This window comes from Streptomyces sp. NPDC002835 (assembly GCF_053591995.1).
Genome location: NZ_JBSFUW010000009.1, coordinates 43,482 through 65,393 on the forward strand (window position 1 = coordinate 43,482; position 21,912 = coordinate 65,393).

The 21,912-nt window shown below is 73.1% G+C and carries 19 protein-coding genes; 8 read left to right on the top strand and 11 right to left on the bottom strand.

Annotated features, from left to right (window positions below; genetic code table 11):
* Positions 1 to 146: 146 nt before the first annotated feature.
* The 4 genes from ACWD01_RS12230 to ACWD01_RS12245 all read right to left on the bottom strand — a co-directional run bounded on the left by ACWD01_RS12230 (position 147) and on the right by ACWD01_RS12245 (position 4,146).
* Entirely contained in the window at positions 147 to 1,136 is a 990-nt protein-coding gene (locus ACWD01_RS12230; RefSeq protein WP_451160806.1) for a malate dehydrogenase, read from the bottom strand.
* Between the two features lie 180 nt (positions 1,137 to 1,316).
* Positions 1,317 to 2,441 carry a DUF2690 domain-containing protein gene (locus ACWD01_RS12235; protein ID WP_451160808.1) on the bottom strand — a complete coding sequence of 375 codons (1,125 nt, stop codon included), beginning with the start codon at positions 2,439 to 2,441 and terminating at the stop codon, positions 1,317 to 1,319.
* A 262-nt stretch (positions 2,442 to 2,703) separates the two neighbouring features.
* A complete protein-coding gene (locus ACWD01_RS12240; RefSeq protein ID WP_451160810.1) occupies positions 2,704 to 3,255 on the bottom strand; it encodes a DUF3017 domain-containing protein in 552 nt (183 codons plus the stop codon).
* 15 nt (positions 3,256 to 3,270) lie between these two features.
* A complete protein-coding gene (locus ACWD01_RS12245) occupies positions 3,271 to 4,146 on the bottom strand; it encodes a bifunctional methylenetetrahydrofolate dehydrogenase/methenyltetrahydrofolate cyclohydrolase (protein ID WP_451160812.1) in 876 nt (291 codons plus the stop codon).
* 245 nt (positions 4,147 to 4,391) lie between these two features.
* Between ACWD01_RS12245 and ACWD01_RS12250 the strand changes: the two genes are divergently transcribed.
* From ACWD01_RS12250 to ACWD01_RS12260, 3 genes are all read left to right on the top strand, one after another.
* On the top strand, positions 4,392 to 4,967 hold the full coding sequence (locus ACWD01_RS12250) for a hypothetical protein (protein WP_451160814.1): 576 nt from the start codon (positions 4,392 to 4,394) through the stop codon (positions 4,965 to 4,967).
* A gap of 444 nt (positions 4,968 to 5,411) precedes the next feature.
* Entirely contained in the window at positions 5,412 to 6,158 is a 747-nt protein-coding gene (locus ACWD01_RS12255; RefSeq protein ID WP_451160816.1) for an FHA domain-containing protein, read from the top strand.
* Positions 6,155 to 7,657 (top strand): protein kinase domain-containing protein, encoded by a 1,503-nt coding sequence (locus ACWD01_RS12260; RefSeq protein WP_451160818.1) that lies wholly within the window; start codon positions 6,155 to 6,157, stop codon positions 7,655 to 7,657. The genes ACWD01_RS12255 and ACWD01_RS12260 overlap by 4 nt, the downstream gene beginning before the upstream one ends.
* Before the next feature lie 27 nt (positions 7,658 to 7,684).
* Here the strand turns inward: ACWD01_RS12260 and sigJ are convergent, their stop codons facing one another.
* On the bottom strand, positions 7,685 to 8,617 hold the full coding sequence (gene sigJ, locus ACWD01_RS12265; protein ID WP_451160820.1) for an RNA polymerase sigma factor SigJ: 933 nt from the start codon (positions 8,615 to 8,617) through the stop codon (positions 7,685 to 7,687).
* A 308-nt stretch (positions 8,618 to 8,925) separates the two neighbouring features.
* On the opposite strand from sigJ, the gene ACWD01_RS12270 reads away from it, so the two are divergent.
* From ACWD01_RS12270 to ACWD01_RS12280, 3 genes are all read left to right on the top strand, one after another.
* Complete coding sequence (locus ACWD01_RS12270; protein WP_451160822.1) at positions 8,926 to 9,309, top strand: DoxX family protein; 384 nt, start codon at positions 8,926 to 8,928, stop codon at positions 9,307 to 9,309.
* Between the two features lie 269 nt (positions 9,310 to 9,578).
* On the top strand, positions 9,579 to 9,989 hold the full coding sequence (locus tag ACWD01_RS12275; protein ID WP_451160824.1) for a hypothetical protein: 411 nt from the start codon (positions 9,579 to 9,581) through the stop codon (positions 9,987 to 9,989).
* 57 nt (positions 9,990 to 10,046) lie between these two features.
* Entirely contained in the window at positions 10,047 to 11,879 is a 1,833-nt protein-coding gene (locus ACWD01_RS12280; protein WP_451160826.1) for a protein kinase domain-containing protein, read from the top strand.
* Positions 11,880 to 11,993: 114 nt separating this feature from the next.
* On the opposite strand, the gene purH is transcribed toward ACWD01_RS12280, so the two are convergent.
* Together purH and purN are read right to left on the bottom strand one after the other, a co-directional pair.
* Entirely contained in the window at positions 11,994 to 13,559 is a 1,566-nt protein-coding gene (gene purH, locus ACWD01_RS12285; protein ID WP_451160828.1) for a bifunctional phosphoribosylaminoimidazolecarboxamide formyltransferase/IMP cyclohydrolase, read from the bottom strand.
* Positions 13,546 to 14,163 (bottom strand): phosphoribosylglycinamide formyltransferase, encoded by a 618-nt coding sequence (purN, locus tag ACWD01_RS12290; protein ID WP_451160830.1) that lies wholly within the window; start codon positions 14,161 to 14,163, stop codon positions 13,546 to 13,548. The genes purH and purN overlap by 14 nt, the downstream gene beginning before the upstream one ends.
* Positions 14,164 to 14,399: 236 nt before the next feature.
* On the opposite strand from purN, the gene ACWD01_RS12295 reads away from it, so the two are divergent.
* A complete protein-coding gene (locus ACWD01_RS12295) occupies positions 14,400 to 15,209 on the top strand; it encodes a hypothetical protein (protein ID WP_451160832.1) in 810 nt (269 codons plus the stop codon).
* Between the two features lie 69 nt (positions 15,210 to 15,278).
* On the opposite strand, the gene ACWD01_RS12300 is transcribed toward ACWD01_RS12295, so the two are convergent.
* Positions 15,279 to 16,886 carry a cell division protein PerM gene (locus tag ACWD01_RS12300; RefSeq protein ID WP_451160834.1) on the bottom strand — a complete coding sequence of 536 codons (1,608 nt, stop codon included), beginning with the start codon at positions 16,884 to 16,886 and terminating at the stop codon, positions 15,279 to 15,281.
* A gap of 116 nt (positions 16,887 to 17,002) precedes the next feature.
* Between ACWD01_RS12300 and ACWD01_RS12305 the strand changes: the two genes are divergently transcribed.
* Entirely contained in the window at positions 17,003 to 18,208 is a 1,206-nt protein-coding gene (locus ACWD01_RS12305; protein ID WP_451160836.1) for a sigma factor-like helix-turn-helix DNA-binding protein, read from the top strand.
* Between the two features lie 90 nt (positions 18,209 to 18,298).
* On the opposite strand, the gene sucD is transcribed toward ACWD01_RS12305, so the two are convergent.
* The 3 genes from sucD to ACWD01_RS12320 form a co-directional block, all read right to left on the bottom strand.
* Positions 18,299 to 19,183, bottom strand: a complete 885-nt coding sequence (sucD, locus tag ACWD01_RS12310; protein ID WP_451160838.1) for a succinate--CoA ligase subunit alpha — start codon at positions 19,181 to 19,183, stop codon at positions 18,299 to 18,301.
* Positions 19,184 to 19,204: 21 nt separating this feature from the next.
* Positions 19,205 to 20,386 carry an ADP-forming succinate--CoA ligase subunit beta gene (gene sucC / locus ACWD01_RS12315; RefSeq protein WP_356895340.1) on the bottom strand — a complete coding sequence of 394 codons (1,182 nt, stop codon included), beginning with the start codon at positions 20,384 to 20,386 and terminating at the stop codon, positions 19,205 to 19,207.
* 342 nt (positions 20,387 to 20,728) lie between these two features.
* Positions 20,729 to 21,844 carry a hypothetical protein gene (locus ACWD01_RS12320; RefSeq protein WP_451160840.1) on the bottom strand — a complete coding sequence of 372 codons (1,116 nt, stop codon included), beginning with the start codon at positions 21,842 to 21,844 and terminating at the stop codon, positions 20,729 to 20,731.
* Positions 21,845 to 21,912 lie beyond the last annotated feature (68 nt).

Sequence of the window (21,912 nt, forward strand, 5' to 3'; positions counted from 1 at the left end):
TCGCTGCTCTCACAGAAGTGCATGTGGTGTCGGCGCGCGTCGCTGTCGATCAGGTGTCACTCGAACGGGCGAAGAGGCCCCGAGGCGCACGAACGCCCCCGGCGGCCGAAGCCGCCGGGGGCGGGGGAACCGCTGGTGCGGTCGGGTCAGATGAGGCCGAGCTCGCGGACCGCGGCGCGCTCCTCGGCGAGTTCCTGGACGGACGCGTCGATGCGCGTGCGGGAGAACTCGTTGATGTCCAGGCCCTGGACGATCTCGTACTTGCCGTCCTTGCAGGTGACCGGGAAGGAGGAGATCAGGCCCTCCGGGACGCCGTAGGAGCCGTCCGACGGGATGCCCATGGAGGTCCAGTCGCCCTCGGCGGTGCCGTTGACCCAGGTGTGGACGTGGTCGATCGCGGCGTTGGCCGCGGAGGCCGCGGAGGACGCGCCGCGGGCCTCGATGATCGCCGCGCCGCGCTTGGCGACGGTCGGGATGAAGGTGTCGGCCAGCCACGCCTCGTCGTTGACGACCTCGGCGGCGTTCTTGCCGGCGATCTCCGCGTGGAAGATGTCCGGGTACTGGGTCGCCGAGTGGTTGCCCCAGATGGTGAGGCGCTTGATGTCGGAGACGGCGGCGCCGGTCTTGGCGGCCAGCTGCGAGATCGCGCGGTTGTGGTCGAGGCGGGTCATGGCGGTGAAGCGCTCGGCCGGTACGTCCGGGGCCGCGGCCTGGGCGATCAGGGCGTTGGTGTTGGCCGGGTTGCCGACGACCAGGACGCGGATGTCGTCCGCGGCGTTGTCGTTGATGGCCTTGCCCTGCGGCTTGAAGATGCCGCCGTTGGCGGAGAGCAGGTCGCCGCGCTCCATGCCCTTGGTGCGGGGGCGGGCGCCGACGAGCAGCGCGACGTTGGCGCCGTCGAAGCCGACGTTCGGGTCGTCGGTGATCTCGATGCCCTTGAGCAGCGGGAAGGCGCAGTCGTCGAGCTCCATCGCGGTGCCCTCCGCGGCCTTGAGGCCCTGCGGAATCTCGAGCAGGCGCAGCTTGACCGGCACATCCGCGCCGAGCAGGTGGCCGGATGCGATGCGGAAGAGCAGCGCGTAGCCGATCTGGCCGGCCGCGCCGGTCACGGTGACGTTGACGGGAGTGCGGGTCATGGCGATCTCCGTAAGACAGCTGGCGGGTGGGGGCACTGCCCCTCGTGCGGGACCTCTCGTCCACGCCCGGGCTGAATCTTGACGTGAAGAGATTTCCAGCGGTCAGGCTATCCGACACGCGCCCGGGCCAATCCTCACCCCCTTGTGGCGCGTCTCACCCCGGCGTGTCCCGGGGGCGCGTCACTGCCCGGAAGTGCAGCCCTCCGCCCCGGTCTTGAGCGTGGTGCACGCCTTCGCGTCGGCCGGGTCCGGTACGGCCGCCATCGGGGTGTACGCGTCGTCGTCGTTGACCAGAGCCGACTGCCGGGCCTTGCCGCCGACGGCGATGCGGACCTCGTCACCGGGCACGGCCTGGGTGATACGGGCCCACCCCGCGCCGCACACCTCGCTGTGGCGGACCTCGATCACGGCGCCGCCCACGGTGGCCGTGGAGACCGTGGTGGCGTACTCGCCGCCGCAGCCCATGGTCTCCGGGTCCTTGCCGTCGCACGCGTCGCCGTGGCACTTCACGCCGGCGGGGAGCTTCGGGCTGCTGGTGGTCGGCGCGGCGGACGGGGTCGGCGTGGCCCGGTCCTGGCGGCCGTCACCGCCGCCGCCGTTGACGAGGAACCAGCCGCCGGCGCCCACGATGAGCACGCTCACCACGGCGGCGACGACGAAGGGGGTCTTGCGGCGGGGCCTGACCGGGCCGGCGGGGGTGCCGGGGTGCCCGGACCCGCCGCCCTGGTGCGGCGGGCGGGGCGCACCCGCGCCGGGAGCCGGAGTGGGCGCGGGGGCGTACGTGCCGGGAGCGGGCGCCGGGACGTACGTGCCGGGGGCGGGGGCGTACGCGCCGGACCCGTACGGCGATTCGGTGACGTGCGGCCAGGTGACGGCGGCGGGGCCGGGACCGGCCGAGCCGCCCGCAGGGCCGGAGCCGGGGCCGGCCGAGGACCGTCCAGCGCCGGGCGCTCCCGACGGTGCGCCGTCGCCGCCGAGCGCCTCCCGCGCCTGGGATATCCGTATCGCTTCCATCGTCATGTCGTGCCGCATCTCGGCGCGGCCCCAGGCGCGCTCCGCGAGCTCCCACATGGTCGTCACATGGACGGTGTTCGTCCCGGTCACCTCGGCGAGCGCGACGACCGCGCCCTTGGGCGCGAGCAGCCGCCCGTTGAGATAACGCTCCCAGGACGTCTTGCTGTACCCGGTGCGGTCCGAGACGGCCGCGATGCTCAGTCCGCTGCGGTCCACGAGCCCACGGAGCTGGCCCATGAACTCGCGCACCTCCGGGTCGAGCCCCTCGGGCAGGTCCTTCCAACGAGGCATCGGTACTTCCCCCTTGTCCCCCGAATGAGCTTTATATACCCCCGCGCACCCGATGGCCGCCGGGTGCGGGGCCCAGTCTCGCATCCGTAGCACGACGATCACACCGTGGCGGAATGGTCACTTCCGTGCCACAGGCCACAGTCGTACCTTGAACGGTCTTGGCGGGTGCATGACTCTTGGATCCACGGCGGCGCCCGTCCTCCCTCGGGGGAGAGGACGGGCGCCGTCGGCGTGGTACGGGGCCCTTGGTCGGGCCGGAGCGCTAACGCACCGTGAAATGAACCGCGTTCTCCAGGAACGGCACGTCGATCCACGGCTTCGGCTGCGCCACCAGCGCCAGCAGGACGATCACCGTGCCGAGGAGGCCGTACGTGATCATGTCCGTGAACCGGGAGCGTACGGCGAGCATGCCCACGGACGGGGTGACGCGGCGCAGCACGGCGCCGAGGAGCAGACCGGCGCCGATCAGGATCGTGCCGATCCGGACCGCTTCGGCGAACGCGTCGGCGCCGATGAACACCAGACCGACGCCGACCAGCGACAACACGCTCAGCAGAGGCCACTGGCGGGCGGGTGCGGGAGCGTCCCCGGACGCGGCGCGCCCGCCGCCCTCGGGGCGCGCGGTGTCACGCGTGACGGCGGGCGGCCGCCGGGACCCGGCGGGGCGGGCGGTCGGATCGTCTTCCGCCTCACGCGGCTCGTCGGCGGCCGGGTCGGCGGTCGCGCCGACAGCGGCCTCGTCCGGCTCGGCCCCGGCCCGGTCCCCGTCACCGGCTCCGTGTGCGCCGCCGCCGTCGCCCGTGCGTACCTCCATGGGATCACCCACCCGTCAGACCGCAGACCCGGCCGACGCCGACGCCGCGCGCTCGGCCGCCTCCACCACGTTCACCAGCAGTTGCGCCCGCGTCATCGGGCCGACACCGCCCGGGTTCGGGGCGACCCAGCCGGCCACCTCCGCGACGTCCGGGTGGACGTCGCCGACGATCTTGCCGTTCTCGTCGCGGCTCACGCCGACGTCGAGCACGGCCGCGCCCGGCTTGACGTCCTCGGGCCGGATCAGGTGCGGCACACCGGCGGCCGCGACGATGATGTCGGCCTGGCGCAGATGGGCGGAGAGGTCACGCGTGCCGGTGTGGCACTGCGTCACCGTCGCGTTCTCGGACTTACGGGTCAGCACCAGCGGCATCGGCCGACCGATGGTGATGCCGCGCCCGACGACCACGACGTTCGCGCCCTTGATCTCCACGCCGTGGTGGCGCAGCAGCTGGATGATGCCGTACGGGGTGCACGGCAGCGGCCCCTCGATGCCCAGCACCAGCCGGCCGAGGCTCATCGGGTGCAGCCCGTCCGCGTCCTTGGCCGGGTCCATCAGCTCCAGCACCCGGTTGGCGTCGATGCCCTTGGGCAGGGGCAGTTGGACGATGTAGCCGGTGCACTCCGGGTTCTCGTTGAGCTCCCGTACGACCGCCTCGATCTCCTCCTGGGTGGCGGTGTCGGGCAGTTCGCGCTGGATCGACGAGATGCCGACCTGCGCGCAGTCGCGGTGCTTGCCGTTGACGTACCAGCGGCTCCCCGGGTCGTCCCCGACGAGCAGGGTCCCGAGGCCAGGTGTGACACCCCGCTCCTTGAGGGCCGCCACGCGGACGGTCAGATCGGACTTGATCGCGGCTGCGGTGGCCTTGCCATCGAGAATCTGGGCAGTCATACCCCCATCTTCACGGATGCACCCGTCGCGGTTCCAATCCGGGCGGCCCACGTCTCGACCACCGGATGGCCGGCAGGTTGCACTTGCACAACACCTGGGGATACCGGCTGGACAAGAAGTCGGTACGCAGACGACGATGAGGCGCGCAGTGCCGCGGGCAGTGCCGGGGGGCAAATCAGCAAATAACCATGCAGTTCCTCCGCTCGGACCGCGTCGTCCCCGCATTTCAACGGAGGAAACCCGCCATGAGCTTCGGCGACCAGAACAACCCCTACGGCCAGCCGCAGGGCCAGCCCCAGCAGCCCGGTTACGGCCAGCCCCAGGGTGGTCAGCCCGGCTACGGCTACCCGCAGGCCCCGCCCGTCCAGCCCTACGGCGGCGGCTACCCGGCCGGTCCGCAGGAGATGCCGGGCGGTGTCAAGGCGGCCCGCGTGATGCTGTTCATCATCGGCGGCTTCCAGATGATCGGCGTGGTCTTCGCCGCGCTGTTCGCCATGGGCCTCAGCAAGGCGAAGGACGACCCGACCCTCAAGGACGACCTTCAGTTCCAGCAGTTCGCCGAGTGGTCCGTCGGCGCGGTGTGGTTCATCACGCTGCTCATCCTGGCCTGGGGTGTGCTCGCCATCGTCCTCGGCGCCAAGTTCGGTAGCGGCGGCAACGGCATCCGCATCACCGCCCTGGTGTTCGGCATCATCACCGCGGTGCTCGGTATCTACCCGTTCATCCTCGTCGGCCTGGTGCACACCGTGCTGGCGATCCTCATCGCCGTCTTCGTCGGCAAGGCCGACGGTGCGGCCTGGTTCAACCGTCAGCGCGCGTAAGTCCCGCCCCGCTGCCGCTCCGAAGGCCGTGACCACCGCACCTGCGGGGTTCACGGCCTTCGGCCTTTCCGTCCCGGTCTGGGTGTCATGCGAACGTCTATCGGCGTTCCTTACCCTCACGGCGGAACCCTGGGGGAAGGGGACGACTCATGTACACGATCATCGTGGTGCCGGGTCCGGGTATGGCCCCGTGCGAAAAGCTCCGACTGGCGCCGGGCGAGACCCTCCGCTTCGGCCGCGGAGCAGCCGCGTCGCGTACATCCGCTGACGCATCGACCGGAGCACGGTCCCTGCCGGCCATCGCGCACGACGGCCCCGGGCGGCCCACCGGTCCTCACGACCGGTGGGCCGCCCGCCGCGCGCAGGTGGCACGCACGAGCTCCAAAGGTTCGGCGCCGTCGGCCGTACCGCATACGCTGACACGCGGACCGGGGGAGGACTGTCATGTACAGCATCATCATCGTGCCGCCGGAGTGCGACGGACCGGGTGAACACCTCAGGATCGCGCCCGGTGAGCGGATCGTCTTCGGCCGGGAGGCGCCCGCCTCCGGCCTCGTACTGAGCCACGACGGCGTGTCCCGGAACGCCGGGGAGATCACCGCGCAGGGCGCGTTCTGGATCCTCAGCAACCACAGCGCGCGGCAGACGTACGTCGTGGAGAACCCGGAGGGCGCCGGGGAGCACGTCAAGGTCGCGCCGGGCCGGCTGGACGCGCCCGTCCCCTTCGAGTTCTCGCGGGTGGTGCTCCCCGCCGCCGGCGATCTGCTGAGCTTCGACGTGTGGGCGCCGCGCCACCGCTACGGCGAGCCGCCGGCCCACGGGGGCGGCCCCGGATCGGCCGTCACCGCCCCTGCGTTCTCCCTCGACCCCACCAAGCGCTACTTCGCCGTACTGGCCGCCCTGTGCGAACCCCGGCTGCGTGGCGCGCCGCACGCCCCGCTCCCCACCATCGACCAGGTGGTGGAGCGGCTGCGGCCGACCTGGCCGGCGGCGAACCGCTCGTCCGTGTACTGGAACATCGACTACCTCACGGTCAAACTCCGGCTGAGACCCGGCCCGGAGAGTGCGGAGGCGGGACAGCGCGCCAACGGCAAGAAGGAGTCGCTGGTCTCCCTCGCCCTGCGTTTCGACCTGGTGCGCGAGGACGACCTGATCGTGCTCACCGCGGCCGGCCACCGGGTGACGCGATGACGGAACAGACCCCGGTGGTCCCCGTCCCGGCCGGCTACCGCGTCGGGGCCTGGGAAGTGCGCGAGCCCATCGCGTCCGGCGCCTTCTCCACCGTCTACGCGGCCCGCAACGTCTCCGGAGACGGGGGAAGGAAGAAGGCCGGTGAACTGCCCGGGTCCGCCGCGCTGAAGTTCCTCTGCACCGGCACCCGCACCCCTCGCCAGCTGCGTCACCTGCGCGAACTGGCGGAGCGCGAGATCGGGTTGCTCAGCCGGATGAGCTCCCCCCGGCTGATCCGCATGTACGAGGTGCTGACCGTCGACGACCCCGAGCGCCCGGAACTCGACGGCGCCACCGTGCTCGTACTGGAACAGGCCGCCGCCTCCCTGGACGACGTGCTGGCCGACTCGTCCGCGCCCCGGCCGGATCCGGCGCTGCTGGCCCACGTCTGCGAGGGCCTGCACCAGCTGCACCACGCCGGCTGGGTGCACGGCGATCTGAAGCCCGCCAACATCCTGCTGATGAAGGACGGTTCGGTCCGCCTCGCCGACTTCAACATGGCGGCAGAGCTGCACGGCACCCACGCCTACGCGCCCGCGTTCGCCACCCCCGACCACACCCCGCCCGAACTCCTCTGGTCCGAGGTCGACGAGCGCGGTACGCGGGTGCGCCCCACGGCCGACGTCTGGGCCTTCGGCGTCCTCGCCCACCTCACCCTCACCGGCAGCCACCCGCTGCCCGGCGGCTCGCCGGACGCCCGCTGCGACGCGGCCGTCCGCTACGCCCGGGGCGCGGAGGAGCTGCGGCTCTCCCCCGAACTGCCCCCGGTATGGCGGGAGATCGTCACCGACTGCCTGGGACGCACGCACAAGGAGCGGGCCGCCCACGACACGGCCGCACTCCTGCGCCGCGTCGAGGAGGCCGCGGGCGTCACCGCCTCGACCCGGCTGCCGAGGCTGCGCCCCCGCTTCTGGCGCCGGCACCCCGTACTGGCGTCGATCGCCGCCACCGTGGTCCTGGCGGCGGTGGGGCTGACCGGGGCCACGTACGCGTACGTCACGCACGACGACGGGTCGCCGGTGTACGCGGCCCTGGACAAGGAGGCGTCGTTCCCGACCGGGCCCGACGGGCAGGTGCTCTACGGGTACCACCGCTGCCCCGAGGGCTCCGTGTGCTTCTTCAGCGAGCACAACGGGAACGGCGAGATGTGCAGTTGGCGGGAGGACGACGACGACTGGCTGACGGGCGAGGAGACCTGCGCCTGGGCCGCCGACCGGCCGGTGCGGTCGGCGTTCAACAACATCGCGGACGGGCGCAGGCTCCGCGACGTGGAGTACTTCCGGGGCAAGGACTTCACCCCCGCGGGCAACGACCGCCGCCGGATGGCCCAGCGCACCGGGTGCAGCGCCGTGAACAGCATGGGCAACCTGGCGGGCACCTACGCGCCGCTCTCGCACCGGCTGGTCGACAGCTGCTCGTCCAGGTCCACGCTGTGGGCGTTCCTGTCGGCGGTCTGGTGAGCGCGGCGCCGGTACGGCGGGGGCGGGTCACTCGTCCGGCAGCCGCGCCACGTCGGACACCGGTCCGAGATGGCCGAGCTTGTCGGGGTTGGCCACCGAGCGGATCGTGTGGACCACGCCGTCGGCGATGCCCAGCTCGACCACGCTGACCACGCGGCCCTCCGCGTCGTACCTGACGGCGCCCGGCCGGCCGTTGACGCGGGCCGTCCGCTGGGAGATGCCCAGATTCCCGGCCCGGCGGAAGACGCCGAGCAGCAGCCGCACCACGCGCGGCCGCCCGGCCAGCGGCTTGCCGAAGACCCGCACCTTGCCGCCGCCGTCGCCGTGGAGCACCACGTCCGGGGCGAGCATCCCGAGCAGCGCGTCCATGTCGCCGCCCTCCGCGGCCTCGAAGAACCGGCGGGCGAGCTCCTCGCCCTCCGCCCGCCGCTCGCGGGGCGGCGCGCTGTCGTGCACCTGCTCCCCGGCGGCGATGCGCTGCCTGGCGCGGGCGAAGATCTGCCGGCAGTTCACCTCGGTCTTGCCGGTGGCCCTCGCCATGTCGGGGTAGCCGTACCCGAACACCTCGCGCAGCACGAACACCGCACGCTCCACCGGGGACAGGGTCTCCAGCAGTACGAGGAACGCCATCGACAGCGAGTCGGACAGCTCGGCGTGCTCCGCGGGCCCCGGCCGGCCGGGGGTCACGACGACCGGCTCGGGCAGCCAGTCGCCCACGTAGGTCTCCCGCCGCACCCGCGCCGAACTCAGGTGGTTGATGCCCAGCCGCGTCACCGTCGTGGTCAGATACGCCTTCAGATCGGCGATCGCGGTCCCGGCCCGGTGCGCCCGGGTCAGGCCGAGGAACGCATCCTGCACGATGTCCTCGGCGTCGCCCACGGAGCCTGTCATCCCGTAGGCGATGGAGAACAGCAGGGGCCGGTAGCCGGCCGCGTCCGTCACACCCGTCGATCCCGGCACAGAGCCCCTCTCCACCTCGCCCACCACGCCTGCCGGCCCGTCCCGTCCGCCCTGCCGTTCGAGGGCGCTCGGGCACGACGTCCCGCAGGGTATCCGAGGCGCGGGGCTGATCCGCCGAGGCCTCACCGGCCCGCCGACAGGCGCCCGGAAGGTGACGCACATCACGTTCACCGCTGTCACAGGCCGCCGGGCTGCCCTGTCTCAGAGGGGTGACAGCTCGACGCTCTCATCAGCGCCGTGAAATCAGCGCCGTGAAATCGACGCCGTCAACTCATCGCCGTCCACGAGTTCGGACAACGGAGAACCTCATGAACCTCACGCTGTGGATCATTGCCGGACTGCTCGCCGCCGCCTACCTGGTCGCCGGCGTCGGCAAGCTGATCATGCCGAAGGAGAAGATCGCCGCCACCGGAGCCGGCGCGCGATGGGTCGAGGACTTCAGCGCGGGCGGTGTCAAGGCCATCGGAGCCGTCGAGGTCCTGGGCGCGGCGGGTCTGATCCTGCCACCCGCGCTCGACATCGCGCCGGTGCTGACACCGCTGGCCGCGACCGGCCTGGTGCTGCTCATGGCCGGCGCCGCGTACACCCGCCTGCGGCGTCACGAGACCACGTACATGGTGGCGGACCTCGTCTATCTCGTCCTGGCCGGCTTCGTGGCGTGGGGACGCTTCGGACCCGAGTCCTTCGTATAGCCGGTCGCCGGCGGCCCAGACGGCCGCGGACCCTGAAACTTTTCAGGTACCGCTTCCGGCCACGCTGCGGCACAGTCGCCTTCGTGCCGCCACGGGGGTCGGCACGACCGGAGGGAATCGCCGCGACGGGGCCTGCCCCGCGCTCGGACGCCTCGCGTGTCCGGCCGCGGTGACGCGCGACGCCACCGCGGCCGGTTCTCCCGGCGCCGTTCCGGCTCTGCCCGCCCCCGGCGCCCACCGAACGTCCCAGGGCGAAAGCCTTGCCAGCAGTGGAGTCCACACTCGTGCATCCCGTCGCCCGCGTCTTCCAGATCCTGTTCCTCCTCGGCGGGATCGGCATGTTCGCCGCCGCCTTCGTCGCGGCCCCCGACAACACCTGGCGGAGCGTGGTCGACTTCCGCTACGAGTGCACCACGACGAACACGGGGACCCAGGAGCGGCCGCGGCCGAAAGAGACCTGCGAGGACCGGGGAGCGATGTTCTCCCAGCGCGGCACCGACGAGGTCATGGTGTCCGCCCTCGCCGGCGTCGGCCTGATGATCGGCGCCGCGGCCGTCTCCGTCGGGGCCGCCCGCCGCCCGTCGGCGCCCCAGGCCCTCGCCCCGGCCGCCCTACATCAGTACGGCGGCCATGGCTCGTTCCCGACGCCGCCGGGGCACATGCCCGGCGCCGCTCGGTAACCTCTTCGGCAGGCGTCGCGGTGCGTACGCCGAGCAGAGCAGTACAACGGGGGATTCATGTCGGACCAGCGGCCCGCGCCGCCATACTCACCGGCGTCCGGCGACGCCGCACTGGCTCGGGCGGGCGCGACCCCGCTCGGGCCCGCCGACCCGGCGCTCATCGGGCCGTACGTACCACTGGGGCTGCTGGGCAGCGGCGGGATGGGCCGGGTCTATCTCGCGCGCCCCGCCGACGACAGCCCCGGGCTCGCCGCGGTCAAGGTCATCCGGCCCGAGTACGCGGAGGACGCCGAGTTCCGGCGGCGGTTCCAGCGTGAGGCCGCCGTCCACGCCCGGGTCGGCGCGCCGCACGCGCCCGCCCTGCTGGGCACCGCGTTCCAGGACACGCTGCTGTGGATGGGCACGCAGTACCTGCCGGGTCTCAATCTCGCCGACGCGGTCCGCGACTGCGGCGCGCTCACACCGGCCGCGGTCTGGCGGCTGATCGCGGAGCTGGGGCGGGCGCTGGAGGCCCTGTCCGCCGCCGGGGTCGTGCACCGGGACCTCAAGCCGTCGAACGTGATCCTGTCGCTGCGCGGCGCGCACGTGATCGACTTCGGCATCTCGCAGGCCGCCGACAGCAGCGCCATCACCACCACGGGCAGCCGGGTCGGCACGCCCGCCTTCATGGCGCCCGAGTACCTCAGGGACGGCCGCTGCGACGCCGCGTCCGACGTCTTCTCGCTGGCGGGCACGATCGTCTACGCGGCCACCGGGCACGCCCCGTTCGGGGACGGCACCGGGGTGGACGTCATGCACCGGGTCGCGTTCGAGGAGCCCAGGGCGGAGGTCATGGGCGCGCTCGGGGCCGCGGACCCCGCGCTGGCCGCCCTGCTGGCGACCTGCCTCTCGAAGGACCCCGCCGGCCGGCCCACCCCGCGGCAACTGGTCGAAGCGGCCGCCGCGCGCCCGTGCGCACCGGCGTGGGAGGAGCCGCTGGCCTCCCGGCTGCTCGCCCGGCAGCAGGGCTGCGAGGTGCTGGAGTGCGCTCCCGCCCGGCAGACCGGCCACTTCCGCGCGCCCACGCAGCAGGTGGCCGCCCCCGCGGCCGGTCCCGCCTTCGGCCCGCCGACCCCGCCCGGCGCGTACGGCCCGCCCACGCCTCTGCCCTATACACCCGCGCCCCTGCCCGGCGCGTACGGCCCGCCCACACCTGTGCCCGGCGCTGTTCCGGCTCCCCGCCGCCGCGGCGGGAAGCTGTATCTGGCGGTCGGCTCGGGCCTCGCCGTGTGCGCCGTCGCCCTGGGCGTCTTTCTGCTCACCCGCCCGGCGGGCACCGACTCCGCCGCCCTGTCGCCGACCGCCGTGGACAGCTCCGGCCCCGGCAGCGACCCGGCCGCACCGCGGCCCGGTGTCACCGACGCCTCCCCGTCCGCCGGCCAGGACCGGGACGACGAAAAGGACAAGGGCAAGAAGGACAAGGACGAGGAGGAGGACGCGCGGGAGAAGCCGGACGACTCCGCGGGGACCGGCCGGGGCGGCGCCGAGGACGCGCCCGCCCCGTCGGCGGCCACCACGCCCGACAGCGGCGGCGGCACGGCCCCGAGCAGCGCGCCGCCGGCCCCGAGCCCGGCCAGGACCACGGCCGAGCCCGCCACCCCGGCGTGGCTCTCGCAGTGCACCTACTACTCCGGCACCGCGATCACCCGCTACGGCGACAAGGGGCAGCGCGTCGTGCAGGCGCAGTGCATGCTCTCCAAGCGGGGCTACAGCGTCGGCAGCGCGGGCGTGGACGGCGAGTTCGGCGAGGACACCGCCGCCGCGGTCAAGCGCTTCCAGAGCGACAAGGGGCTCCTCGTCGACGGCGAGGTCGGCCCCGACACCTGGGGCGCACTGCGTAAGAGGACCTGACCCGCGAGGGCCGGCAGGCGGCGCCCGTGCCCGTACGCACCGGTGGCCCGGCCCTTGTCCGGGCCGGGCCACCAGGGGCGGCCCGCCGCTCGACGCGGCGGGCCGACGGGCGCGTCAGTGGAAGAAGTGCCGCGTCCCCGTGAAGTACATCGTCACGCCGGCCTTCTTCGCCGCCTCGACGACCAGCTCGTCACGGACCGAACCGCCCGGCTGGACCACGGCCTTGACGCCGGCCCCGGTGAGGATCTCCAGACCGTCGGGGAACGGGAAGAACGCGTCGGAGGCGGCGTACGCACCCCGCGCCCGCTCCTCACCGGCCCGCTCGACCGCGAGCTTGGCGGAGTCGACCCGGTTGACCTGGCCCATGCCGACGCCGACGGAGGCGCCGTCCTTGGCGAGCAGGATCGCGTTGGACTTGACCGCGCGGCACGCCTTCCAGGCGAACGCCAGCTCGGCCAGCTCGTCGGCGGACAGCGCGTCGCCGGTCGCGAGCGTCCAGCCGGCCGGGTCGTCGCCGTCGGCCTGGAGGCGGTCGGTGACCTGGAGGAGCGCGCCGCCGTCGATGGGCTTGAGCTCGACCGGGTTCGCCGGGGCGCCCTCGGCGCGCAGCACGCGGATGTTCTTCTTCTTGGCCAGGACCTCGACCGCGCCGTCCTCGTAACCGGGCGCGACGATGACCTCGGTGAAGATCTCGGCGACCTGCTCGGCCATCGCCACGGACACCGGGCGGTTCACGGCGATGACGCCGCCGAACGCGGACAGCGGGTCGCAGGCGTGCGCCTTGCGGTGCGCCTCCGCGACGTCCGCGCCGATCGCAATGCCGCACGGGTTGGCGTGCTTGATGATCGCGACGCAGGGCTCGGAGTGGTCGTACGCGGCCCGGCGCGCGGCGTCGGTGTCCGTGTAGTTGTTGTAGGACATCTCCTTGCCGTGCAGCTGCTCGGCCTGCGCGAGGCCGCCGCTGCCGGAGGTGTAGAGCGCGGCGGGCTGGTGCGGGTTCTCGCCGTAGCGCAGCACGTTCTCGCGCTCCCAGGTGGCGCCCAGGAAGTCGGGGAAGTCGCTGTCGTCGGCGGGCGCGTACGAGGACGCGAACCAGGAGGCGACGGCCACGTCGTACGCGGCGGTGTGCCGGAACGCCTGGGCGGCGAACCGCTTGCGCAGCTCCAGCGAGAAGCCGCCCTCCCTGACCGCCTGGAGGACCGCGGCGTACGCGCCCGGGTCGGTGACGACTGCCACGGACGGGTGGTTCTTGGCGGCGGCGCGGACCATGGACGGGCCGCCGATGTCGATCTGCTCGACGCACTCGTCGGGGCTCGCGCCGGAGGCGACGGTCTCCTTGAACGGGTACAGGTTCACCACGACCAGGTCGAACGGCTCCACGCCCAGTTCTGCGAGCTGCTCGCGGTGGGCGTCCAGACGCAGGTCGGCGAGGATGCCGGCGTGCACACGGGGGTGCAGCGTCTTGACGCGGCCGTCCAGGCACTCGGGGAAGCCGGTCAGCTCCTCGACCCTGGTCACGGGGACCCCGGCGGCGGCGATCTTCGAGGCGGTCGAGCCGGTGGACACGAGCTCGACCCCCGCCTCGTGCAGCCCGCGGGCAAGCTCCTCAAGACCCGTCTTGTCATAGACGCTGACCAGTGCGCGACGGATGGGCCTGGTACCCGACTTATTCACCGACATGAACCTTTCGTCCCTCAATGCGGTAGCCGTGCCGGGCGAGACGCCCCACGACCTCGACGAGCAGCGTGCGCTCGACTTCCTTGATGCGCTCGTGGAGAGCGTCTTCGTCGTCCGTGTCCCGTACGTCGACCACGCCCTGGGCGATGATCGGTCCGGTGTCGACGCCGTCGTCGACGAAGTGGACGGTGCATCCGGTGACCTTCGCGCCGTACGCGAGCGCGTCCCGCACTCCGTGGGCACCGGGGAAACTGGGCAGCAGCGCGGGGTGCGTGTTGACGATGCGCCCGCCGAACCGTGCGAGGAATTCCTTCCCCACGATCTTCATGAAGCCGGCCGAGACGACGAGGTCGGGCTCGTACGCGGCGGTGGCCTCGGTGAGGGCGGCGTCCCACTCCTCGCGGGTGGCGAAGTCCTTCACCCGGCAGACGAAGGTCGGCAGCCCGGCGCGCTCGGCGCGCTCGAGACCGGCGATCTGGCCGCGGTCCGCGCCGACGGCGACGACTTCCGCGCCGAAGCCTTCGGGATCGGCGGCGATCGCGTCGAGCAGGGCCTGGAGATTCGTCCCCGATCCGGAGACCAGGACGACGAGGCGGGCGGGAGCCACGGGAAGAACTCTTTTCGCGTTACGGTGCGGCTTACGGTGCGACTTTGTGCGGTCGTACAAACGAGTCGCATCCCCTGATACGGGGAACTCTACGAAGAGCTCGACCGTCAGCAACGATACCGGCACACAGAACGGCCCCCACGGGACGGGGCCGCGGCCGGAAGGTAGCGTCTGGGGGCGGGACCGCACCCAGACGGACCCGATCACGGGCATGACGAGGGGAAGACGTTCACCAGATGCCGGACCGACGCCGCCGTACGGACCTCCTGTTGCCGCGGGAGCGCCAGTCCACGGACGACAACAACCCCTTCGCGCCGCCGCCCGAGGGCAGCCCGGAACAGCCGTGGCAGCCGCGCCGGCCCGCGTCGAACGACGACTCGTCGTCCTCCGACGGATCCGGTTCCGGCTCCGGTTCCGACTCCGACGACTCGGACCGCGGCTCTCGGCCGGGCCGGGGCGGCCGGTGGAGCAGCCGTCAGCCCGGCCGCTCCGCGGGCGGCGGCTTCGGCGGCCGGCCGGGCTCCGGGCAGAACGGCCCGGGCGGAAAGGGCGGGCCCGGCGGTCCGGGCGGCCCCGGCGGTCTGCGCTGGGACCCGACGGACCCCGCTCAGCGCCGCGCCCGGTACGCCCTGCTGTCGGGTATGTGGGCGTTCTTCTTCGCGCTGTTCGACTTCCCCGAGATCGCCCTGCTGCTCGGGGCGCTCGCCCTGTACTGGAGCATCAGCTCCCTGCGCGCCAAGCCCGCGGGCCGGACGAGCGCCGACGCCCTGACCACCGGCGGCACGCCGCCGAACGCCCCGCCCCCGCCGTCGCAGGCTCCCGGGACCGCGCCCGCCGCCTCGAACCGGCCGCAGATCACGTCGGCGGTGAGCGGCCTGGTGATGGCGAGCCTCGCGCTGCTGATCGTGGCCGCGTCGTTCACGGCGCAGCTCGTCTACCGCGACTACTACACCTGCCTGAACGACGCGCTGACCAAGTCGGGCCAGCTCGCCTGCAACGAGGAACTCCCGGAGCCGCTGCGGGGCATCCTCGGCGTCAAGGAGTAGCGAGCCTCCAAGGCGTGACAACCTTTCACGACGGCCCGGGTGCGCTCTGCCCCGGGCCGTCGTGGTGTCTCACCGGGGGCCGTCGTCCGCCGCGGGCTCCTGCGGGGGCTCGGACTCGGGCAGCGGGGCGGGTGCGGGCGGGAAGTCCGGCATCAGGCCGCCGGAGGACTCCTTCAGCGCCGCCCAGCGGTCCTGGCGGGGCCCGCGTTCGGCCCAGGTCTCCGTCGGCAGGAAGTCGTACAGGTCGTCGTCGGTCTCATCGGACCCGCCAGCCCTGGCAGCCCCGTCAGCCCCGCCGGTCTCGGCGTGCTCGGTACCGAGGTCAGGCTCCGGCACCGTTGCCGGGGGCTCGACGGCGGCCTCCGCGGGCCGGCGGCGCAGCAGCCCCCGCCACCGCCCCGGCGACGGCGTCCGCAGCCGCCAGGCCCGCAGCGCCAGCGCCAGCGGGACGCCCAGAGCGGCCGTCCAGACCAGCGCCGCGAGGCCCGCCGTCCACCACACGGGCCCGAACGCGGCGAGCCGGCCGGTGCCGAGCGGGCCGCCGGACGACGCGGCGAGCAGGGCCATGAGCCCGGCGCAGCCGACCGCCCCGAGCAGCGCCGTGAGCGCCGTCCCGCCCGGCCGCCAGGCCGTCTCGCGCGCCCCGTACCGAGGGGCGGCCGCGCCCACCGTGAACCAGGCGACGACCGCCGCCCCGACGACCGGCACCGCGGCGGCCGCCCAGTGCAGCGGGGTGCCGGGGCCCTGGCCCGGCACCGCCGCGAGCAGCGGGAAGTCGGGCAGGGCGGGCGTGCCGGTCACGGCGAGCGGTGTGGCCGTCGCCCCCGTGCCGAGGGCGAAGCCCGGGCCCAGGCCGTAGGCCGCGCCCCAGACCGCCGCGTTGGGCAGCAGCGCGAGGACCAGCAGCGCGATCGCCGCCCGGCCCGACCACTCCCCCGACAGCGCCATGAACGACTCGTGCGCCGCCCGCCCGTGCCAGACCGCCGAGATCACGACCAGGACCGCGCCACCGGCGAGCAGCGCGAGCACCCCGGCGAGGGCGGCCCGCAGCGCGGCGGCCACCCGGCTGCGGGCGAGAGCGACCCGCAGCCGCGGCGGTGCCCATGACGGCAGCGGGCCGAGCGGACGCCCGCTCGCGCTCCAGGCCCCGGAGGCCGCCGCCAGAAGCGCCACGAGCGGCAGGTGGACCAGCGCGCTCAGCGGGTCCGCGGCGAACGAGCCGCCCGCGACGTACAGCACGACCGGCGCTCCGACCAGCACATACCCGCTGGCGACCATGGTCGGCGCGCTCCACGCGGACGGCCTCGGCCGGCCCGGGTCCGGCTCCAGCGCGTCGCGCGCCGCGCGGTGCGCCAGCCAGACCGGCAGGGCGACGAGGAGCAGCGGTACGACGCCCATCGGCGCGGGGGCTCCGGTGAGGGTGTCCGCCCGGACGAGTTCGGTGCCGTGGGCGAGCAGCCACAGCGCGGCCGCGACGTGCAGGGCGTCGCCCGGGTCGCTGTCCGGGAAGGGCGAGCTGATCCACATCACCATCACGAACACGGTGATCAGACCGAGCCCCAGTCCGGCGGCCGTCGCGCCGCGCACCAGCGACGCGACGAGCGCGACCGATGTGCCGCCCTGGACGGCGACCGGGGCGTGCGGCATCGAGGGGCTCTGTTCGGTCAGTTGGGTCACGCGGCCATGCTGCCAACGACACGCACTTTATCCATGTAACGGGCCAATGACCGATGTGTCGCTCAAGATACGTTTATGTGCTTTTTCGTCGAGTGCTGTGCCGCTGGGGGCCCATCATGACCAAGAGCACCACCCGCTCCGCATCCGGCACTCCCCTGCCGCCTCCGAAGGAACGGCGCAGGCTGCGGGAGGCGGCGTCGCTCTCGGAGGACGCCGTCGCGGCGGCCGCCGGCGTCACCCGGGCGACGGTCCGCTCCTGGGAGACCGGGCGGACGAATCCCAGGGGACGCAAGCGCGAGGCGTACGCCAGGCTGCTGGCGTCGTTCGCCGCGCAGGACGAACCGGCGCCCGCGAGCCCGGAGCCCGTACCGGCGCCCGCGGGTCCGGAGCCCGAACCGCCGTCGCCGGTCGACCCGGCCGCTCCGTCGGGCCCGGCGCCGGAGCCCGAACCCACGCCTGTGGCGGTCGCCGTCCCTGTCGCCGCCCCGGTCACCGTCCCGGTCGTCCCGCCGAGGTCCGCGCCCGGACCGGAGGAGGCGTTCGACGCGTTGTACGAGGCGGCCGCCCCGGGGCTCGTACGCCAGACGTATCTGCTCGGCGGCCGGCGCCGGCTCGCCCTCGAGTCGGTCGAGCACGCGTTCGACCTCGCCTGGCAGCGCTGGCCGGAGGTCGCCGTGGACCGGGACCCGGCGGGCTGGGTGCGGGCCGTCGCGTACGAGTACGCCATGTCCCCCTGGAACCGGCTGCGGGCCGTCCACCGGTACCCCGACGAACCGCCCCGGGGCGATCCCCTGGGAACGCTGTTCGAGGCACTGCAGGAGCTGCCCCCGGCGTACCGCCGCGCCCTGCTGCTCCACGACGGCCTGGGGCTCGGCCTGCCGGAGACCGCGGCCGAGACGGAGGCCAGCAACCGGGCCACCGCCAACCGTCTGCTGCACGCGCGCGAGGCCATGACCGAACGGCTCCCCGAACTGGCCGACCCGGGCGTGCTGCGGGACCGGTTGACGGCCCTGGCCGATGCCGGGTCCGAGCCGCTCACGGCCCCCGCGTCCGCCGTCCGCGGCGGCTGCGAACGCCGGGCCCGGACGTGGACGCGGACCGTCGCCACGGCGACCGCGCTGATGGCGGCGGCGACCGTCTTCACCATGGCCACCGCCCCGCGCCAGTACGAACCGCCGGCGTCGGCGACCCGGCAGATCGACGGCGTGCCCGGACCGCAGCACGGCCCGCACACGCTGACGGCGAAGGAGAAGTCACTGCGCGACAAGCTCCGCGAGGGGCCGGGCTCCGGACCGGAGCGCCTGGCGCCGATGGCGGACTGAGCGCGGGCGTACGCGCGGCCGGCCAGGAGATACGCGTGCGGGCCCGCCCCCGGTCATCCGGGTGCGGGCCCGCACATGTGGTGCGAAAGGTCAGCCGGCGAGAATGGCGCGCGCCAGCTTGGCCGTCTCGGTCGGCGTCTTGCCGACCTTGACGCCCGCGGCCTCGAGGGCCTCCTTCTTGGCCGCCGCGGTGCCGGAGGAGCCGGAGACGATGGCGCCGGCGTGGCCCATGGTCTTGCCCTCGGGGGCGGTGAAGCCCGCGACGTAGCCGACGACCGGCTTGGTGACGTTGGCCTTGATGAAGTCGGCCGCACGCTCCTCGGCGTCGCCGCCGATCTCACCGATCATGACGATCAGGTCGGTGTCGGGGTCGGCCTCGAACGCCGCGAGGGCGTCGATGTGCGTCGTGCCGATGACCGGGTCGCCACCGATGCCGACGGCGGAGGAGAAGCCGATGTCCCGGAGCTCGTACATCATCTGGTAGGTCAGCGTGCCGGACTTCGACACCAGACCGATGCGGCCGGGCTTGGTGATGTCGCCCGGGATGATGCCGGCGTTCGACTGGCCCGGGGTGATGAGACCGGGGCAGTTCGGGCCGATGATGCGGGTCTTGTTGCCCTTGGACTTCGCGTACGCCCAGAAGGCGGCGGAGTCGTGCACCGCGATGCCCTCGGTGATGACGACCGCGAGCGGGATCTCGGCGTCGATGGCCTCGACCACGGCGGCCTTGGCGAAGGCCGGCGGCACGAAGAGGACGGAGACGTCGGCGCCCGTCTTCTCCATCGCCTCGGCGACGGAGCCGAAGACCGGTACCTCGGTGCCGTCGAAGTCGACGGACGTGCCGGCCTTGCGCGGGTTCACGCCGCCGACGATGTTGGTGCCGTCACCCAGCATGAGCTTGGTGTGCTTCATGCCCGTGGCACCGGTCATGCCCTGGACGATGACCTTGCTGTCCTTGGTCAGGAAGATAGCCATGGTTCTACAGTCCCTCTTCCCTTACTTGGCCGCAGCAGCGAGCTCGGCGGCCTTGTCGGCCGCTCCGTCCATGGTGTCCACGCGCTGCACCAGCGGGTGGTTGGCGTCGGAGAGGATCTTGCGACCCAGCTCCGCGTTGTTGCCGTCGAGGCGCACGACGAGCGGCTTGGTGACCTCTTCGCCCTTCGAGGCGAGCAGCTGCAGCGCCTGGACGATGCCGTTGGCGACCTCGTCGCAGGCGGTGATGCCACCGAAGACGTTGACGAACACGGACTTGACGTCCGGGTCGCCGAGGATGATCTCGAGGCCGTTCGCCATGACCTCGGCGGAGGCGCCGCCGCCGATGTCGAGGAAGTTGGCGGGCTTCACGTTGCCGTGGGCCTCACCGGCGTAGGCGACGACGTCGAGGGTCGACATGACCAGACCCGCGCCGTTGCCGATGATGCCGACCTCGCCGTCGAGCTTGACGTAGTTGAGGTTCTTGGCCTTGGCGGCAGCCTCGAGCGGGTTGGCTGCGGCCTTGTCCTCGAGGGCCTCGTGCTCCGGCTGGCGGAAGTCGGCGTTCTCGTCGAGCGAGACCTTGCCGTCGAGGGCGAGGACCTCGCCGCTCACGACCTTGGCCAGCGGGTTGACCTCGACGAGGAGCGCGTCCTCGGCGATGAAGGTCTTCCACAGGGTCACCATGACCTCGGCGACCTTCTCGGCGACCTCGGCCGGGAACTGGGCCTGGGCGACGATCTCCCGGGCCTTCTCGATGGAGACACCCTCGTTGGCGTCGACCGGGACCTTCGCCAGCTTCTCGGGGGTCGTCGCGGCGACCTCCTCGATGTCCATGCCGCCAGCGACGGAGGCCATGGCCAGGAAGGTGCGGTTGGTCCGGTCCAGGAGGTACGAGACGTAGTACTCCTCGGCGATCTCCGGAGCGGTCTCCGCGATCATCACCTTGTGGACCGTGTGGCCCTTGATGTCCATCCCGAGGATGTCCGTCGCACGGGCGACGGCCTCGTCCGGGGTGGCCGCCAGCTTGACGCCGCCGGCCTTGCCGCGGCCGCCGACCTTCACCTGCGCCTTGACGACCGACTTGCCGCCCAGCCGCTGGGTGGCCTCGCGCGCCGCCTCAGGCGTGTCGATGACTTCACCGGCCAGCACCGGTACACCGTGCTTGGCGAAGAGATCCCTCGCCTGGTACTCGAACAGGTCCACGCGCAGTCCGTCCCTTTTCTGATGATCGCGGTTCGTTTTCTGCGTGGGCGTGCCGCGAAGGGCAACGTGACTGCTCTTGTCACAAGGGAGGCACACACGGTGTCCGTGGGCGCGGCATGTCCGCCTGGCAGGTTATCCCCGCCGGACGCGCGCCCCTAAATCGCAGATCACACCTGAGCGGTGATTACGGTCACAACGGCCGCCCCGGCGTGGCGCCCGGACCGCGTCCGGCGCGCCTCCGTGACGACGGAGGGCCGGGACGCCCCCTGAACCTCGGGGGCGTCCCGGCCCGGTGCCGGCCCGCTGGTCAGGCACCTGGCGGGTGCCTGACCGGGTCGTCGCTCAGATGCCGTACGGCAGGTAGCTCGGGGTCACGTCGGACACGACGCCCTGCACCCCGCCGACCGCGTTCCCGACGAGCGGCGCGGCGTCGCCCGTGACGTTCGTCGCAAAGTCGTGCGTGAACGGCTCGACCTCGGACACCACACCGGCGGCGAACGGGTCCACCTGGCCGGTCGTGCCGTACGCCAGGCCGGTGGCGCTGCCTGCGACGCCCTCGGCGAGCGGCTGGACGTGGCCGGCCACGGTGTCGACCAGCGGCTGCACCTCGGAGACCACACCGGCCGCGAAGGGCTGCGCCTCGTCGGCGACTCCCGTCGCGAAGGGCTGCACCTGGGAGACCACGCCGCCGGCGAACGGCTGGGCGTGGCCGGCGACCCCCTCCGCGAACGGCTGCGCGTCGGCGGCGACGCCCTGGGCGAAGTAGCCCGCGTCGCCGGCGGCCTGGGCGGCGACCGGCTGGGCGCCGGCGAGGGCGGTCGCGAGGATGGGCGGCAGCACGGCCGCGGAGGTCTCGTCGACGATCGGGCCGGACGCCTCCACCGCGCCCTGGGCACGGGCCTCGGCACCGGCCGGGGCCTGCTCGAGCTCCTGCACGAAGGCGGAGAGGGGACCGAAGAGGTAGTCGATGTCGGCGTCGACCGTGGGGGCGGCCGGGATGTCGACGGAGGGGGCGGAGGGGAAGTCGACGGAGGGGGCTTCGACCGACGGGATGCCGACGGACGGGACGGAGGGGGTGCCGACGGACGGGAGCTGGGCGTCGGGGAGCTGCGCGTCCGGCAGGGACGGAGTCTCGTACGAGGGGACGGTGCCCTCGACGTACTGGCGGGTCTGGTCCTGGATGTCGGACGTCAGGCCCTCAAGGCCGGTCGAGGGCAGACCGTGCTGCGCTTCGACACCGACGACGCCCTGGTCGGTGACCTGGACACCGGCCGAGGCACCGTCGCCGTCGATGCCGAGGGAGGCGTCGACGGCGTCGGCCGCGTCGGTGATCTGGTCCGGGGTGGACAGCGGCACCGAGACGGGCGCCTCGTCGGCGCTGGCCACGGCGGTCCCGAGGGCCCACATACCGGTGGCCGTGGCGGCGACGGCGATCGAGCGGCGGATGTTCTTGTGCATGCTTGGCGGTTCCTTCGAATTCGTTCGGCGATCCGGAGGAGCGGAAGGGCTCCGGAGTGGCGGGCAGA

Bases quoted from the DNA above. Each gene is read 5' to 3' on its own strand.
- ACWD01_RS12230 (WP_451160806.1), bottom strand. From the start codon at position 1,136: ATGACCCGCACTCCCGTCAACGTCACCGTGACCGGCGCGGCCGGCCAG.
- ACWD01_RS12235 (WP_451160808.1), bottom strand. From the start codon at position 2,441: ATGCCTCGTTGGAAGGACCTGCCCGAGGGGCTCGACCCGGAGGTGCGC.
- ACWD01_RS12240 (WP_451160810.1), bottom strand. From the start codon at position 3,255: ATGGAGGTACGCACGGGCGACGGCGGCGGCGCACACGGAGCCGGTGAC.
- ACWD01_RS12245 (WP_451160812.1), bottom strand. From the start codon at position 4,146: ATGACTGCCCAGATTCTCGATGGCAAGGCCACCGCAGCCGCGATCAAG.
- ACWD01_RS12250 (WP_451160814.1), top strand. From the start codon at position 4,392: ATGAGCTTCGGCGACCAGAACAACCCCTACGGCCAGCCGCAGGGCCAG.
- ACWD01_RS12255 (WP_451160816.1), top strand. From the start codon at position 5,412: ATGTACAGCATCATCATCGTGCCGCCGGAGTGCGACGGACCGGGTGAA.
- ACWD01_RS12260 (WP_451160818.1), top strand. From the start codon at position 6,155: ATGACGGAACAGACCCCGGTGGTCCCCGTCCCGGCCGGCTACCGCGTC.
- ACWD01_RS12270 (WP_451160822.1), top strand. From the start codon at position 8,926: ATGAACCTCACGCTGTGGATCATTGCCGGACTGCTCGCCGCCGCCTAC.
- ACWD01_RS12280 (WP_451160826.1), top strand. From the start codon at position 10,047: ATGTCGGACCAGCGGCCCGCGCCGCCATACTCACCGGCGTCCGGCGAC.
- purH (WP_451160828.1), bottom strand. From the start codon at position 13,559: ATGTCGGTGAATAAGTCGGGTACCAGGCCCATCCGTCGCGCACTGGTC.
- ACWD01_RS12295 (WP_451160832.1), top strand. From the start codon at position 14,400: ATGCCGGACCGACGCCGCCGTACGGACCTCCTGTTGCCGCGGGAGCGC.
- ACWD01_RS12305 (WP_451160836.1), top strand. From the start codon at position 17,003: ATGACCAAGAGCACCACCCGCTCCGCATCCGGCACTCCCCTGCCGCCT.
- sucD (WP_451160838.1), bottom strand. From the start codon at position 19,183: ATGGCTATCTTCCTGACCAAGGACAGCAAGGTCATCGTCCAGGGCATG.
- ACWD01_RS12320 (WP_451160840.1), bottom strand. From the start codon at position 21,844: ATGCACAAGAACATCCGCCGCTCGATCGCCGTCGCCGCCACGGCCACC.